Source organism: Streptomyces sp. SID10853 (assembly GCF_010548145.1).
Taxonomy (GTDB): Bacteria; Actinomycetota; Actinomycetes; order Streptomycetales; family Streptomycetaceae; genus Streptomyces.
The window spans coordinates 19,330-33,797 of sequence record NZ_JAAGLN010000059.1 but is presented as its reverse complement, the minus strand read 5'-3'; the positions used below and the strand labels follow the sequence as shown (position 1 = coordinate 33,797).

The 14,468-nt window shown below is 71.0% G+C and carries 7 protein-coding genes and 1 pseudogene; 2 read left to right on the top strand and 6 right to left on the bottom strand.

What is annotated here, in order from left to right; all coding sequences use genetic code 11:
• Positions 1–37: 37 nt before the first annotated feature.
• From G3I19_RS14485 to nirB, 3 genes and pseudogenes are all read right to left on the bottom strand, one after another.
• Positions 38–1,411, bottom strand: a complete 1,374-nt coding sequence (locus G3I19_RS14485) for a nitrate/nitrite transporter (protein WP_164263954.1) — start codon at positions 1,409–1,411, stop codon at positions 38–40.
• 121 nt (positions 1,412–1,532) lie between these two features.
• Positions 1,533–1,976: a nitrite reductase (NAD(P)H) small subunit gene (locus G3I19_RS14480; RefSeq protein ID WP_164263952.1), complete on the bottom strand. Its 444-nt coding sequence runs from the start codon at positions 1,974–1,976 to the stop codon at positions 1,533–1,535.
• Positions 1,973–4,521 (bottom strand): annotated as a pseudogene (gene nirB / locus G3I19_RS14475) (nitrite reductase large subunit NirB). Before nirB ends, G3I19_RS14480 begins: the two are co-directional and overlap by 4 nt.
• A 310-nt stretch (positions 4,522–4,831) precedes the next feature.
• On the opposite strand from nirB, the gene G3I19_RS14470 reads away from it, so the two are divergent.
• Both G3I19_RS14470 and G3I19_RS14465 read left to right on the top strand, forming a co-directional pair.
• Positions 4,832–6,025, top strand: coding sequence for a uroporphyrinogen-III synthase (locus tag G3I19_RS14470; RefSeq protein WP_164263950.1), 1,194 nt, complete (start codon positions 4,832–4,834; stop codon positions 6,023–6,025).
• Positions 6,026–6,191: 166 nt separating this feature from the next.
• Positions 6,192–10,562 carry a bifunctional nitrate reductase/sulfite reductase flavoprotein subunit alpha gene (locus G3I19_RS14465; protein ID WP_164263948.1) on the top strand — a complete coding sequence of 1,457 codons (4,371 nt, stop codon included), beginning with the start codon at positions 6,192–6,194 and terminating at the stop codon, positions 10,560–10,562.
• An 18-nt stretch (positions 10,563–10,580) separates the two neighbouring features.
• On the opposite strand, the gene G3I19_RS14460 is transcribed toward G3I19_RS14465, so the two are convergent.
• From G3I19_RS14460 to G3I19_RS14450, 3 genes are all read right to left on the bottom strand, one after another.
• On the bottom strand, positions 10,581–12,584 hold the full coding sequence (locus tag G3I19_RS14460; RefSeq protein ID WP_164263946.1) for a glycosyltransferase family 2 protein: 2,004 nt from the start codon (positions 12,582–12,584) through the stop codon (positions 10,581–10,583).
• A 278-nt stretch (positions 12,585–12,862) separates the two neighbouring features.
• Positions 12,863–13,825, bottom strand: coding sequence for a prolyl aminopeptidase (gene pip / locus G3I19_RS14455; RefSeq protein ID WP_164263944.1), 963 nt, complete (start codon positions 13,823–13,825; stop codon positions 12,863–12,865).
• A 115-nt stretch (positions 13,826–13,940) separates the two neighbouring features.
• On the bottom strand, positions 13,941–14,408 hold the full coding sequence (locus G3I19_RS14450; protein WP_164263942.1) for a CAP domain-containing protein: 468 nt from the start codon (positions 14,406–14,408) through the stop codon (positions 13,941–13,943).
• Positions 14,409–14,468 lie beyond the last annotated feature (60 nt).

The following is a 14,468-nucleotide window of genomic DNA, read 5'->3' as shown; positions in this document are numbered from 1 at the left end:
CGGCTGCCGTGCGCGGTCCGCGCGCGGGGCGGCCGGTTCACTTCTGCGCCGCCGCTCCGCGACCGCGCAGGTAGACGGCCCAGGTCAGCACCAGGCACAGGCTGTAGGAGGCGAGGAAGGCCAGATAGGCGGCGTTGCCGTTGTGGGCGCTGAGGAAGGACTGGCGGATGGCGAGGTTGACCAGGACTCCGCCGAAGGCACCGACCGCGCCCGCCACTCCGATGAGGGCGGTGGCCCGGCGCTGTGAGGTGCGCTCGGCCTCGGCCGGATCGGCGCCCGCGAGGACGGCTGCGCGGGCCCTGGCACCGAAGATCGCCGGGATCATCTTGTAGGTGGAGCCGTTGCCGATGCCGCTGAACACGAAGAGGGCGATGAACCCCGTGAGGAACAACGGCAGCGAGTGCCGCTGTGAGGCGACGAGGACGGTCGCGGCGCCCACCGCCATCACGGCGAAGTTCCAGCAGGTCACCAGGGATCCGCCCCAGCGGTCCGCCATCCTGCCGCCGACGGGACGCACCAGCGAGCCGAGCAGCGGGCCCAGGAAGGTCAGACAGGCGGCCTTGACGGGTGTGTCGAACTGCTGGCTGAACTGCACCTGCAGGACCTGTCCGAAGGCGAAGCCGAAGCCGATGAAGGAGCCGAAGGTGCCGACGTAGAGCGCGGACATCACCCAGGTGTGCGGCTCCCGGCAGATGTCGCGCAGCGCGTGCCCGCGCTGGGGCGGTGTCTCGATGTTGTCCATGCGCAGGGCCGCGCCCAGCGCCGCCAGGACGATCAGCGGCAAGTACACCAGGGGCAGCAGCCGTGGGTGCGCGGCACCGGCGGTGGCCAGGATCAGCAGGCCGACCAGTTGGACGGCCGCGACACCGAGATTGCCGCCGCCCGCGTTGACGCCCAGCGCCCAGCCCTTGAGCCGCTGCGGGTAGAAGGCGTTGATGTTGGCCATGGAGGAGGCGAAGTTGCCGCCGCCGACGCCTGCGACCGCCGCGAGCACCAGCAGCGTGGCGTACGGGACGCCGGGCCTGAGCAGGATCCCGGCGAGCAGCGTCGGTACGAGCAGGAGCAGTGCGCTGAAGACCGTCCAGTTGCGACCGCCGAAGCGTGCCACGGCGGTCGTGTAGGGGAGCCGCAGGACCGAACCGACCGCGGTGGGAACGGCGGTGAGCAGGAACTTGCCCGCGGGATCGACGTGGTACTGCGGTCCGAGGAAGAGGACCAGTACCGACCAGAGGCTCCACACCGAGAAGCCGATGTGCTCGGAGAGGACGGAGAAGACCAGGTTGCGCCGGGCCACCCGGGCCCCGGTCCGCTCCCAGAAGTCCGGGTCCTCGGGGTGCCACTCGCTGAGCGTGCGGGCCCGCGCGGGGGTCGTCGGGGCTGGAGTGGCAGGGTCGTGGACGGTTGCGCTCATGGTGGGCTGCCTCGGTCGCTGGGTGGGAAGCGGACAGGGGGACGTGCTCGGCGGGTAAGCGGGGCGCGCTCGGTGGGAAGCGGGAGCGGACGTACTGGCCGCGGTGCGGGTCGCCGTGATGTTACGGGCGGATCCGGATCGGCCAGGTCCGCAGGGTGGTGCTGCCTCCGTCCGGGGCTGTGTCCTCGTCCAGGCAGACACCGCTGCGGAGGTCGAAAGCCTGCTTGTACATGGGTGAGATGAGCACGGACACTCCCCCGCGGCTGCCGAGCAGCCCCCGGGAGAGGACGTGTGCGTCGCTGAACGGGTCCCGGTTGTCGAGTGCGTGGAGCCCGCCCGCGTGGTCGCGGAAGGCGGCGATCTGCCGGCCGTTGACGAGCAGGGCCACACCGCGGCCGGGAAGGAACCGGTCCAGCGCGCAGACGCCGGTCCAGCGTTCGCCGTCGTGGATCTCGACCATGGCGGAGGCCGCCGGGCCGGGCACCTGGCCGGATGCCCGACCGGCCGCCTCGCCGGTCGCCGGCCGCTCTTCGGCGGAACGTTCGGACACGCTGGTGGGGCTCATCGGGTACGTACCTCCAGGGAAGGGCCGCCGATCAGCGGCCGCAGGGGCAGGGTCCGGCCGTGCTCGTCAGGGCGCGCCGGACGGATCTGGTCGCGCTCCGGTACGAAGCGCACGGTCGGGTCGGGGGTGTCGGGGGCGTTCGCGAACGAGACGAAGCGGCGCAGCCGTTCGGGATCGGCGAGGGTGGCGGCCCATTCGTCCTGGTAGATCTCCACATGGCGGGCCATCAGTTCGTCCAGCTCGGCACAGATGCCGAGCGAGTCGTCCAGCAGGACAGCGCGCAGGTGGCCGAGGCCGCCTTCGAACCGGGCCAGCCAGGGGGCTGTCCGCTCAAGCCGGTCGGCGGTGCGGATGTAGAACATGAGGAAACGGTCGATGGTGCGGATCAGCGTGGCCCGGTCGAGGCCCGCCGCCAGCAGGTCGCCATGGCGGGGCGTCATACCGCCGTTGCCGCCCAGATACAGGTTCCAGCCCTCCGATGTGGCGATGACTCCGAAGTCCTTGCTCTGTGCCTCCGCGCACTCGCGGGCGCAGCCGGAGACCGCCGACTTGAGCTTGTGCGGGCGCGCAGGCCCCGGTAGCGCAGCTCCAGTTCGATGGCGAGCGCCACCGAGTCCTGCACCCCGTACCTGCACCAGGTCTGCCCGACACAGGACTTGACCGTGCGCAGCGCCTTTCCGTACGCGTGCCCGGACTCGAAGCCCGCGTCCACCAGGCGGGCCCAGATCAGCGGAAGCTGGTCCACGCGTGCGCCGAGCAGGTCGATCCGCTGGCCGCCGGTGATCTTTGTGTAGAGGCCGAAGTCCCGGGCGATCCCACCGATGGTGATCAGCCCGTCCGGGGTGATCTCGCCGCCGGGGATGCGGGGCACCACCGAGTAGGAGCCGTTGCGCTGCAGGTTGGCGAGGTGGTGGTCGTTGGTGTCCTGGAGCGCGCCCTGCTCGCCGTCCAGGATGTGGCCCCGGTCCAGGCCGGCGAGGATCGAGGCGACGACCGGCTTGCAGATCTCGCAGCCGTCACCGCTTCCGTGCTCGGCCAGCAGCCGGGAGAAGGTGCTGATGCCCTTGACCCGGACGATCTCGAAGAGTTCGGCCCGGGTGTGGGCGAAGTGCTCGCACAGGCCGCGGGCCACCTCGGCCCCGGAGGCAGTCAGTCCGTCCCTGACGATGCTCTCCACCGCCTTCGCGCAGCTGCCGCAGCCGGTGCCCGCCCTGGTGGCCTTCCTGACCTGGGCGGCCGAGGTGCAGCCGCCGTCACGGACGGCTCCGGCGATGACTGCCTTGGTGACGTGGTGGCACGAGCAGACCACCGCGTCGTCCGGCAGCTCCGGCGGGCCGAGGGGTGCGACCTGTCCCGGGGGGAGTACCAGTTGTTCGGGGGCGGCCGGGAGGTCGCCCCCGGAGAGCGCCAGCGGGCGCAACACGTCGTACGCCGCGGTGTCGCCGACCAGTACGCCGCCGATGAGCCGCCCGTCGGGGCCGACCACCAACTTGCGGTAGACGGCGGCCCGTTGGCTGGCGTAGACGACGCCGGTGGCGCCCTCGGTCACGCCGTGGGCGTCTCCGAAGCTGGCCACGTCCACGCCCAGCAGCTTGAGCTGGGTGGAGGTGTCGGCGCCGGTGAAGCTGCCGGGCTCGCCGCTGATGTCGCGGGCCGCCGCCTCCGCCATCGCATAGCCGGGCGCGACCAGTCCGTACACCCGGCCGTCGGCCGCCGAAGCGCACTCGCCGATGGCCCAGACGCGCGGGTCGGCGGTGCGGCACCGTTCGTCCACGACGATGCCGCCGCGTTCGGCGGTCAGCAGGCCGCAGTCGCGGGCCAGTTGGTCGCGCGGGCGGATCCCGGCCGAGAAGACCACCAGGCCGACGTCCAGGACGGTGCCGTCGGAGAGGGTCATGCTGCGCGCCGAGCCGTCCGTACCGGTGTCGATCCGCTCGGTCCCGGCGCCGGTGTGCACCACGACGTCCAGCTCCTCGATCTTCCGGCGCAGGATGTCTCCGCCGCCCTGGTCCACCTGAAGCGCCATCAAACGTGGTGCGTACTCGACGACATGGGTCTCCAGGCCCAGTGCCCTGAGTGCTCCGGCCGCCTCCAGGCCGAGCAGGCCGCCCCCGACGACCGCGCCGGCCCCGGCCTCTGCCGCACGGTCGCGGATCGCCTCCAGGTCCTCGATAGTGCGGTAGACGTGGCAGCCCCGGGCGTCGTGTCCCGGAACCGGCGGTACGAACGGGTACGAGCCGGTGGCCAGCACCAGGACGTCGTACCGCACGGTGCGGCCGGCCCGGGTGGTGACCGTACGGGCGGCGCGGTCGACGGCGGTGGCGGGGTCGCCCAGGCAGAGGTCGACGCGATGCCCCGCGCCGCGCAGCCGGGCCGTGAACCCGGGCGGGAGCAAGGAGAGCTCATCGGCGCTGGTGCCGGTGAACCACGAGGTCAGGTGCACCCGGTCGTACGCCGGCCGGGGCTCCTCGGCCAGTACGGTGATCCGCCACGGCGTGGTCGACGAGTGCTCATCGAGCGCCTCCAGGAAGCGCTGGCCGACCATGCCGTGGCCGACCAGGACCAGGTGCTGAGGTGTCACGGGCGGGCTCCTTGAGAGGTCGCAGGGGCGGGCGTCCGGACGGCCCGCCGCCGGGTGGGGCCCGGGGCCGGCGTACGGACCATGGCCCTGAGCTTCCGCGCGGCGCGTTACCTGACCGGGTCGTCCGTGTTGCCGCGGCGGTACGGGTGACTCACACGGGCGCCCCTCCCCGGTGACCTGGACGACATCTCGCGTACTCCTGTGGGCAGCTGCCCTAACGGCGGCGTCACCCTGGCGCAACCTCCGTGAAACGCCGCTGCCGCAGCCTTCCTGCATGGCAACTGGCCCCCTGTCCGACCCCGGTCCGGCTTCACACCACGACGTGACCGCGCCGGCCTCCGAGCCCGCGGCGGGTCCGCTGACGGGCTTCACGGTCGGAGTGACCGCCGCACGGCGCCGCGACGAACTCGCCGCGCTGCTCAGGCGCCGCGGTGCGAACGTCGTGTCAGCGCCGACGGTGCGGATCGTGCCCCTCGACGACGACAGCGCGCTGAGACGGGCCACCGAACGCTGTCTGGCGGCCCCGCTGGACTACGTGGTGGCCACCACCGGGGTCGGCTGGCGCGGCTGGATGAGCGCCGCCGACGGCTGGGGCCTGGGCAGACGGCTGGCCGAAGTCTGCCGGGGCGCCGTCGTCGTCAGCCGGGGGCCCAAGGCGACCGGGGCGGTGCGGGCGAGCGGCCTGAGCGAGGCGTTCTCACCGCGGAGCGAGGCCAACGACGAACTGCTCACCTGGCTGCTGGCCCGCGACATCCGCGGCCGGCGGATCGCCGTACAGGAGCACGGTGCACCGCTGGACGGGTTCGTCGGCGCGCTGCGCGAACGCGGCGCGGACGTCATGGTGGTGCCGGTCTACCGCTGGGGCCCGCCCGAGGACCCCGACGCCGTGCGGCGTCTGGTCGAGCAGACCGCCCGCCGTGAGCTGCAGGCGATCGCCTTCACCAGCGCCCCGGCCATCACCGGCTTCCTCGACGCCGCCCACGCCGTCGGTCTGCACACCGAGGTGACCGCGGCGCTGCGTGCCGGTGCGCCGGGTGGCGGGGTGCTGCCGGTGTGTGTCGGCCCGGTGTGCGCCCGGCCGCTGGAGGAGCACGGGGTCCGTCCCGTCTGTCCCGACCGGGGCAGACTCGGCTCGCTGGTCCGCGCCATCGTCGAAACACTGCCCGCCGGGAACCGCGAACTGCTCCTCGGGGAGCACCGGCTGGTCCTCCAGGGCAACGTCCTGCTGACGCCGGGGCCACCCATCTGGCTGTCGCCGGCCCAGACCGCACTGCTGCGGGTCCTGTCCGACCGGCCAGGACATGTGCTGAGCCGGGCCGAACTCCTGCGCCGTGTGTGGGTGGGCGGCGGCGCCGACGAACACGCGGTCGAGGCGGCGGTCGCGCGGCTGCGCACTGCGCTGGGCCCCTATTCCGGGCTGGTCCGTACCGTACTGAAACGCGGCTACCGGCTGGCACTCGCACCCTGACGAGGGCGGACGGTGACGTTCGCCCGCCCACACGCAGGGCCGCGACGGACCTCACCGACTACGAACGGTCCGCTTGACCCAGACGCATCAGGCCCTTCCCATAGGGCGGTGCGACCGGGCCGTGTGAACCACCGGCCCACCCGACCCCGACCGGAAAGGGGCGCCCGTGACGGCGTCAGCTCCACAGCCCACCACCGCGGTGAAGACCGTCTGCTCGTACTGCGGTGTGGGGTGCGGCATGGTCCTCGATGTCAGGACCGACCCGTCCACCGGGCGGCGCACCGTGGCCAGGGCGTCGGGCGACACGACGCATCCGGCGAATTTCGGACGGCTCTGCACCAAGGGATCGACCAGCGCCGACCTGCTCGCGGCCCCCGGCCGTGCGACCACGGCGCTGGTCAGGGCCGAGCGGGGAGCGGAGCCCGAGGCTGCGGACGTCGACGCGGCGATCACCGCGACGGCACGCCGACTGCGGGCCGTTCTCGACGCCCATGGCCCTGACGCGCTGGCGTTCTACGTCTCGGGCCAGCTGACCCTTGAGGCGCAGTATCTGGCGAACAAGCTGGCCAAGGGCTTTGTGGGCACCGACCAGATCGAGTCCAACTCCCGGCTGTGCATGGCCAGTGCGGGCAGCGGATACAAACTGTCCCTGGGTGCGGACGGCCCTCCGGGCTCCTACCAGGACTTCGAACACGCCGATGTCTTCTTCGTCATCGGCGCCAACATGGCCGACTGCCACCCGGTGCTCTTCCTGCGGATGATGGAGCGCGTCAAGGCGGGCGCCCGGCTGATCGTCGTCGATCCCAGGCACAACGCCACCGCCGCCAAGGCCGGTCTGTTCCTCCAGATCAGGCCGGGCACCGATCTGGCCCTGCTGAACGGACTGCTGCATCTGCTGGTGCGGGACGGCCACACCGACGAGACCTTCATCGCGGAGTTCACCGAGGGCTGGGAGGCGATGCCCGGGTTTCTGGAGGACTACCCGCCCGCGCGCGTCGCCGAGATCACCGGACTCCGCGAGGCCGACATCCGCCTCGCGGCGCGGTGGATCGGCGAGGCGGCCGAGTGGATGAGCTGCTGGACGATGGGTCTGAACCAGAGCACGCACGGCACCTGGAACACCAACGCGCTGTGCAATCTGCATCTGGCCACCGGTGCCATCTGCCGTCCCGGCAGCGGACCGTTCTCGCTGACCGGGCAGCCCAACGCCATGGGCGGACGCGAGATGGGCTACATGGGCCCCGGCCTGCCGGGGCAGCGCTCGGCGCTGGTCGCGGAGGACCGCGCGTTCACCGAGGAGCTCTGGGGCCTGCCGCCGGGCACCCTGCCCAGCGGCGCGGGCCGGGGGACGGTCGAGTTGTTCTCGCGGATGGCCGACGGCGACATCAAGGCGTGCTGGATCATCTGCACCAACCCGGTCGCCTCGGTGGGCAACCGGAAGACCGTCATCGCCGGGCTGGAGGCCGCCGAGTTCGTCGTCACCCAGGACGTCTTCGCCCGGACCGAGACCAACGCGTACGCCGATGTGGTCCTGCCCGCCACGATGTGGGCGGAGACCGAGGGCGTCATGGTCAACTCCGAGCGGAACCTCACCCTGCTCGGACAGGCGGTGGACCCACCGGGCCAGGCGCTGCCCGACTGGCAGCTGATCGCCCGCGTAGCCGGTGAGATGGGCTTCGCGGACGCGTTCGACTACAGCTGCGCCGAAGAGGTCTTCGAGGAGATCAAACGGGCGTGGAATCCGGTGACCGGCTACGACCTGCGCGGGGTGAGTTACGAGCGGCTGCGCAGGACCCCCGTGCAGTGGCCCAGTGCCACGGCGGACGGCAGTGACCGCAACCCGATCCGCTACGTCGATGACGGTGGCCGCGATGCGACCCACTCGGGCGACGACGGTGACGCCGATCCGACCCACTCCGTCGACGACGGTGACCGTCCGGCCTCGGGTGCGCCCGCTGACGGGCCCGGGCCCCGTCCCCGTCCCCGGCCCCGTCCCCGGCTGGTGTTCCCCAGACCCGGTGGGCGCGCGGCCTTCTACCCGCGCCCGCATCTGCCCGCCGCCGAACTCCCCGACGACACCTACCCGTTCGTACTGAACACCGGGCGGCTGCAGCACCAGTGGCACACCATGACCAAGACCGGGAAGGTGGCCCGGCTCAACAGACTCAGCCCTGGACCCTTCGTGGAGATCCATCCTCACGACGCGCAGGCGCTGGGTGTGAGCGAGGGCGAACAGGTCGAGGTCGCCTCCCGGCGTGGCAGGGCCGTGCTGCCTGCCGTCGTCACCGACCGGGTGCTGCCCGGGAACTGCTTCGCGCCGTTCCACTGGAACGATCTGTTCGGCGAGTACCTCAGTCTGAACGCCGTCACCAACGACGCGGTGGACCCCATCTCGCTCCAGCCCGAACTCAAGTTCTGCGCGGTGGCGTTGACCAAGATCACCGCGCCGGTGCAGGCGCCGGCCCCGGAGCAGGCATCGGAGCGGGAGCAGGAACCGGCATCGGCATCGGCATCGGCATCAAGTGCGGGCACCCGGCCGGACGGCGGCGGCCTGGTCACCGAACTGGCCGGGATCCTCGGGGTGGACACGGCGGGGCCACCCGTTTTCTCGGCCGAGGAGCGCCTCTATCTGTCGGGCTTCCTCACCGGCATCGGCAGCGCCGAACGTTCCGGCCCGTCCGCGACCGCCACCGTGCCGGTACTCCCGGCAGGGACACCCCTCGCGCCGGAGCGCGCCCGATGGGTCAACGGGTTGCTGGCGGGCCTGTACTCCCGTACCGCACCGCACCCCACCGACCCGGAACGGGCACCAGCAGCGGCATCGGCGACGTCCACCGCCCCGGCCACCACGGAATCCGCGTCGGGTGAGGTCGTCGTCCTGTGGGCCTCACAGACCGGGAACGCCGAAGACGCCGCGGCATCCGGCGCCCGCCGCCTCGCCGAAGCAGGATGGCGCCCTCGCGTCCTCAGCATGGACGACTGCACCCCCGGCGCCCTGTCGCCCGGTACGGTCCTGCTCGTCGTCACCAGTACCTTCGGCGACGGTGAAGCCCCCGACAACGGAACGGCCTTCTGGCAGGCCCTGCACAGCCGCCATCACACCGGGATCAGTGGCGTGCGGTATTCCGTACTCGCCCTGGGCGACTCCAGTTACGACGACTTCTGCGGCCATGGCCGCCGTATCGACCAGCGTCTCCTTGAACTGGGCGCCACCCGCCTGGTCCCGCGCACCGACTGCGAACCCGACTACCAGCAGGCCGCCGACCAGTGGCTTGACCAGGTCATCGGCACCCTGGCCGACGCTAAGCCCACCGCGCAGCCACCGCGAACGACGGGCCCCGCGCCCGCACCACAAGCAGCACCCCGAGTGCGACAGCTCGAAGGGCCCCCGGTGATGTGCGGCCCCGCATACTCGAAAGCCTCCCCCTTCGCCGCGCTGCTGGTCGGCAACCGGCTCCTCAGCCGGCCCGGATCGGCCAAGGAGGTCCGCCAGTTCACCTTCGACACCCGTGGCGGCGACCGGGGCCACCTCGCCTACCGAACCGGCGACGCCCTGGGCGTATGGCCGGCCAACTCCGCCCGGCTGGTGGCGCAATGGCTCGCCGCCACCGGGCTGGACGCCGCCGAACCCGTTCTCGTACCGGGAACGGGCGAGATACCCCTCGGTGAAGCCCTGCGCAACCACCTGGAGATCGCCCGCATCACCCCCGAACTGCTCCGCTTCGTCGCCGACCGCACCGCGGACCGGGACCTCAAGCAGCTGCTGCGGTCGGACAACAAGGGCGAGCTGGCCAAGTGGAGCTGGCGGCGGCAAGCCGTCGACGTCATAGCAGCCCATCCGTGCCACGCGACGGCCGGCGCATGGGCAGCCGTCCTCCGGCCACTCCAGCCACGCCTCTACTCCATCTCCTCCAGCCCCCTGGCCACCGACCACCAGGTCCGCCTCACGGTCTCCGTCGTCCGCTACAACAACCACCAGGGTGTCCCGCGTACGGGAGTGTGCTCGGCCTACCTGGCCGATGACGCCGACGACGGACCGGTCCCCCTCTTCGTCCGGAGTTCCCCGCACTTCCGGCCGCCCGCCGACCCCAGGACGCCCGTGGTGATGATCGGCCCCGGCACCGGAGTCGCCCCCTTCATCGGCTTCCTCGAGGAACGGCAGGCCGGGGGCGATTCCGGCCCCAACTGGCTGTTCTTCGGCGAACAACGGCAGGAGACCGACTTCTACTACCGCGACGAACTCACCGCATTCCACCGCTCGGGCCATCTCGACCGCCTCGACCTGGCCTTCTCCCGCGACCAACGGGCCAAGATCTATGTGCAGGACCGCATGCGCGAACACGGCCACCGCCTGTGGGACTGGCTGAACAACGGCGCGCACCTCTATGTCTGCGGCGACGCCACCCGGATGGCCAAGGACGTCGACCGCGCACTGCGCGACATCGCAGTCGCGCACGGCGGACTCGACGAGGAACAGGCCGGGGCGTACATCAGCCGGCTCATGACCGACCGGCGCTACGTCCGCGACATCTACTGAGCGCGGATCCCCGCCCCCTCACGGCTTGACACGACGCACGACCGCCTTGACGAACTCGGCCCTCGCGACCCGCAGCGCGAACCGCCTGCCGCTGCCCGATGCAGGCTTGGCGTACCAGGGCAGCCCCAGATGGCGCCATTTGGCCGGGGAGAGGTTCTTGGGGAGCGCGGGCAGGGGCACCGTCCACTCCCCTCCGTCGCCGAGGCGGAGTTCGCCGGTCCACACGCCGGCCGACAGGTTCCGTACGTTCACCCGCGCGGTGAAATCGTCGGTGCCCGGGGTCCGCAGGGCCGGGCGGACCACCACCGCCCCGGTGCAGGCAGTGAGGACGACGGCCAGGGACACATCCGGGTACTCCGCGAGCGAACTGGTCCCGCCGATCGCCAGCTCCGTGGGGTCGCCCGCCGACCAGCGCGGAGCGCCGATCGCCACGTGCGTTGCGACACGGTGCTTCCTTTCGCCGATGTCCAGGGTGAAGTTGCCGTACGGCTTGGTGGTGTGGAGCGTCACCGCACGCGGACCGTCACCCGCGCCGGTGACGATACGGGTGGTGGGCAGCCCGGAGACGTCGTCGGCGCGTCTGCTGCCGATGCGGACCTCGCGGGTGACGCCCTGCGCTCCGATCACCAGGCAGATGTCCCACAGCCCGTCGGCGAGCGGCTGCCCGTCGGCGGCGGTGGCGAGACCGACCTCCGCCTCGTACCCCGCTAGGTCGTACGCGTACCGACCCTGGTCCTCATCGGTGCCGAGCTGCGGCGTCCCGGTATGTCTGACGGGGAGCCGGTACTCCGTCCGGCTCTCCCGTTCGCGCAGCACGAGTTCGGTGGTGACGTCGCGCGTCTCGACCCGGTGCAGGTACCCGTGCCCGGCCAGGTGCAGCGTGGTTCCGCGCAGTTCGGCGCGGGTGACGTGGTGGCGCACGCCGAGCTGGGACGTGACGTCGTAACAGGCGTCGGGGACCGGGTGCGCGGGGTCGCGGAAGAACGGGTAGCAGGCGTAGGCGCGGCCGTTTTCGAGGTGCACGGGCGTGGACACCTTGGTCCTGGCCAGCTCTCTTTCGAACCGGACCAGTTCGACCACTTCGTCGAGCATCTCGTGCCGTACGAGGTGCAGCCGCAGCCGGGCCATGGCGGACAGCCCGTTCATCCCCTCGTGCCAGATCGTGGTGACGATCTCGGCCAGCCTGGCGAGGGTCTTCTCCTGCTGGACACGGGGTTCGAGCAGGAGGTGGCTGAGGAGGTTCTGCACCTCGACGGTCAGGTGGCGGTGCGCGAGGTGGTCTCGTCCTGGGCCCGGCGGCACGTTCGTGAGGAGCAGGTCGATCATGTACGGGAGGAAGCGCAGCCGGGGTTCTGCACCCGTGGTGCGCACGGTGGTGTTGCCGCCGTCGTCGCGCAGGGTGCAGAAGAGGCAGTCGTAGTCGGCGACGACGGAGATGCCCGACGCGTGCAGATACGCCAGTGCGGTGAACGGCTGGTCCTCGCCGATGGGCAGGCCGGTCGGGAAGCGCAGGCCGTGGCGTTCCAGCAGCTCGCGGCGGAACAGTTTGAGGGGGTTGAGGGCCCAGTAGACACGTGAGTTGAAAACGTCCGTCTTCGGCTGGTTGCGCTGGAACATCGACATGGGCAGTCGGCGTCCGCCGACGCCCACCATCTTGCCCAGCACGATGTCGGTGCCGTTCTGCCGGGCCATGGCCACCATGCGTTCCAGGGCTTCCGGCCCCAGATAGTCGTCGGCGTCCAGGAAGAAGAGGAACTCGCCCCGCGCGTGGTCGAGCCCGACGTTGCGGGGCGCTGAGGGACCGCCCGAGTTCTCCTGGTGAAGGACCCGTACGAGGCCCGGATACAGCCTGGAGAGGCGTTCGAGCTCCTCCCCCGTGCCGTCGGTCGATCCGTCGTCGACGGCGATGACCTCCAACACGTCCCGGCCGGTGGTCTGTTCGGCCACGGAGCTGATGGAGCGAGTCACATAAGGCATCGCGTTGTACGCGGCGACTATCACCGAGACGGTGGGTCTGACCATCTTCACTGTCTCCAAGACACGGAATGCACCCCACTTTTCGCTGACTCCGATGTCAGCGCCGCCGGCTCTCTCACGGTCGTCGAGTACGCACGGTCGAGAGAAGGTGAAGGTCCAATGAGAAATGTGAAGATAGCATGAACTCGATCATGAGATCACTGCCATCCACCCGTGAAATCCGGTCATGAAATGCATGTAACTGCCCATTTCGGGCTGCACTTTGCAGGCGCCACCACCCACGGGGCACCGGCGATCAGAGGTCAGCGATCAGAGGTCACTTGTCACTCACCGGCCGCGAACCGGTCGAGTGCGTCGAGTACATGGCGGCGTGTCGCGGTGCTGCCCAGATGTCCCGCCTCGTCGACGACGATCAGCTCGGCGTCCGGCCAGGCGCGGGCGAGTTCCCAGGCCGTGTCGAGTGGCCCGGCCATGTCCAGACGGCCGTGGATCAGCACGCCCGGGATGCCGGCCAGGCGGTGGGCGTCGCGCAGGAGTGCGCCTTCCGTCAGCCATGCGCCGTGCGAGAAGTAGTGGGAGCAGATCCGCACCACGGCGAGCCGCGCAGCCGGCGGGCGGTCGCCGTACGGGCGGGTGGCACCCTGGGTCTCGCCCGACAGCACCGCGTCCTCCCAGGCGCACCAGTCCGCCGTCGCCCTCTCCCGTACGGCGGTGTCCGGGTGCTCCATCAGGCGTGCGTAGGCCCCGACGATGTCACCGTCGCGTGCGGTGCCCGGGGCACCCGCGAGGAAGCGTTCCCACTGCTCGGGGAAGAACCGGCCGACGCCCCGGTAGAGCCAGTCGATCTCCGAGCGGCGGGTGGTGGTGACAGCGGAGATGACGATCTCCGCTACGGCGCTGGGGTGCTGCTCGGCGTAGGCCAGGATGAGCGTGGAGCCCCACGAACCGCCGTACAGCAGCCAGCAGTCGATGCCCAGGTGCCGCCGCAGTTGCTCCATGTCGGCGATGAGATGTCCGGTCGTGTTGTGCGACATGTCGGTTGCGGGGTCACCGGCGTGTGGAGTGCTCCGGCCGCAGCCGCGCTGGTCGAACAGGACGACGCGGTACCGGTCCGGATCGAAGAAGCGGCGCGCGCCGGGGAGACAGCCCGATCCCGGCCCACCGTGAACGACCAGCGCCGGCTTGCCCTCCGGGTTACCGCAGACCTCCCAGTGGACGAGGTTGCCGTCACCGACGTCGAGCATTCCCTGCTCGTACGGCTCGATCGGCGGATACAGCTCGCCCATGGCCCGCCCTCCTCGTCTGTCACCGGCAGGTACGGCATGCGCGGTCACCTTACGCGGCCGCGTGTCAAGGACGCTCCGCAGACGCACAGTTCACGTCGCCACGTCCGACAGCGAGTCAGTGCGCCGCGAAGTCCTGGACCCACATGCGGTGCGAAGCCGGTCCTCGTACCGCGATGCCGGTGTGGTGGTACGCGCAGTTGAGGATGTTGGCCCGGTGTTCCGGGCTGCGCAGCCAGCCCTGGACGGCTTGACGGGCGTCACGGGGACCGAGGAAGACGTTCTCGCCTGCCAGGTGCCAGCGGTAACCGGCCCGGCTGATACGGCCGCCCGGTGTGGAGCCGTCGCTGCCGGTGTGGGAGTAGCGGCCGGACCGGATCAGGTCTCCGGCGTGGTGGCGGGCCGCGCGGCTGATCTGCCGGCTGATCCGCAGGGGCCGGCACCCGGCCTCAGCACGGGCGGCGTTCACCAGGCGCAGAACGCGCTGCTCGGCTCCGTCGTCGGTTCTCGTCCGTGCCACGACCGGGCTCGCCGCACTCAGAACCGACGCCAGGACCAGTACGAGAACGGTGATCCTTCTCCTCACGGCGCACACGCCCCTTCCTGGCCCGCGACACCCACCGGGGCCTTCTCAATTCAGGGGCAG